The organism is Streptomyces bohaiensis (genome assembly GCF_012033785.1).
In the GTDB taxonomy this organism is placed as follows: Bacteria; Actinomycetota; Actinomycetes; order Streptomycetales; family Streptomycetaceae; genus Streptomyces; species Streptomyces bohaiensis.
In genome coordinates this window covers 1-1,815 of sequence record NZ_JAAVJC010000480.1, presented here as the reverse complement: position 1 = coordinate 1,815, position 1,815 = coordinate 1, and the positions used below count along the sequence as shown (strand labels likewise).

Genomic DNA, 1,815 nt, shown 5'->3' with positions numbered 1-1,815 from the left:
GCGAGAGGGCCTTCATGTGCCAGGTCTTGAGGTCGAAGGCGTCGCCCTGTGCGGCGCGGGCGGCGTCGCGTCCGGCGAGCCAGGCGCGTTCGCCCAGCTTGTAGCTGATCGCCTGGCCGGGAAGTCCCAGGTAGCGCGTGATCTCGGACTCCGCGTAGGCGGGCTCCATCCCGGTGTGGGCGAGCATGAACTCCGTGGCGAGGGCGGGGGTCCAGATCTCCCCGTCGTGGAAGCCGGCGCCGGCCGGAATGCGCAGCCGCAGGTGCATGCCGATGTCGATGATGACGCGCGCGGCGCGGAGCGTCTGTTCCGAGAGGTAGCCGAGCCGGTGGGCGGGGTCGGTCAGCAGTCCCAGTTCGTCGGCGAGCCGCTCGGCGTACAGCGCCCAGCCCTCCACGCAGGCGCTGACCTGCCCCACGGTCACCTGGAAGGTGGAGAGGGTGTCGGCGACGTGCCGCCACTGCGCGAGCTGGAGGTGGTGGCCCGGGACGCCCTCGTGGTACCAGGTGGAGACGAGATCCCAGGTGGGGAAGCGGGTCTCGCCCATGGTGGGCAGCCAGGTGCGGCCGGGGCGGGAGAAGTCGTGCGACGGCGGGGTGTAGTGCGCCGCGGCGGCGCCGCCGGGCGGGGCGATCATCGACTCGACCTGCTTGACGCGGTCGGCCAGGTCGAAGTGGGTGCCGTCGAGCCGGTCGATGGCGCGGTCCATGAACTCCTGGAGCCAGACCCGGATGTTCTCCTCGCCCTCCACGGCCTCGCCGTGCCGCTTGAGGTGGTCCATCGCCGCGCGCGGGGTGGAGCCGGGCAGGATCTGCGGTGCGAGCGCCGTCATCTCGGCGTGCAGCCGGTGGAACTCCTCCCAGCCGTAGGCGTACGCCTCGGCGAGGTCGAGGTCCGCGCCGTTGAAGTTCCGGGCGCCGACCAGGTAGGTGTCGGCGCCGACGCCGTCGGGCCGGTCCTGGACCGCCGGCAGGTACTCGTCGGCCAGGTAGCCGCCCAGCGCGCGCATGGCGTCGGCGGCCCGGGCGGCTCCGGCGCTCACCTCGGCGTGCAGCGCGGGCGGTGCTCCGTCGGCGAGGCCGCGGAACCAGGCGTCGCTGTCGCGGATCTGCGCGATCACCGTCTCCACCTGGCGGGGCGCGGCCCCGGTCCCCTGCCGCGCCGCGGCGGTGAGCGAGGCCCGGTAGCCGGCGAGGGAGTCCTCGATGCGGGAGAGCCGCTTTCCGAGGACCGCCCAGTCCTCCGCGGTGTCGAGCGGCGCGAGGATCAGCATGGTCCGCAGTTTCTGCGGCGGGGAGAACAGGTTGTTCAGCTCGCTGTGCAGCGGCGCTGCGCGGAAGGTGTCGATCCGCTCGCGCAGCAGCCGGGCGGCGCGTTTCTCCTCGGCGGGCAGCGGGGGTGCGCCCTCGGCCGTCGCCGCGTCGAGTTCGACCCGCAGAGCGGTCAGGTCGTCGATCAGCTGCTCGTGCCGTTCGGGCGAGTAGTCGGGGACGGCGGAGCTGCCGGGGCGCATCCCCAGGACCTCCGCGGCGGTGGGGTCGTAGTCGAGGACGGTCCGGGTGAGGTCCTCGCTGATCTCGCGCGGGGTGCGGGGTCCGGAGGTGCTGGTCATGGTGAGGTCCTCTCCGTCGGTGCTGCGGTCCGGGCCCGGCGGCGCCGTGTGCGGCGCCCGGTCCGGTGGGGTCCCGGTGGTGTCCGGTGGGTGGAGCGAGGCGGGCGGGGGCGGCGGGCCGTCCCGGCCGTGCGGTGACGCGGGGGCCGTTCCGTGCTGCCGGCACCGCCGGGGCGGTCGGCTGCCGGGGCGGCGCGTGCGGT

Annotated in this window: 1 protein-coding gene; it reads right to left on the bottom strand. The window is 74.4% G+C overall.

The window, feature by feature from the left end; genetic code table 11:
• Positions 1-1,612: DUF885 domain-containing protein (locus tag HCN52_RS24095; protein ID WP_168090535.1), on the bottom strand; the 1,612-nt coding region annotated here is incomplete at its 3' end.
• Positions 1,613-1,815: the final 203 nt, after the last annotated feature.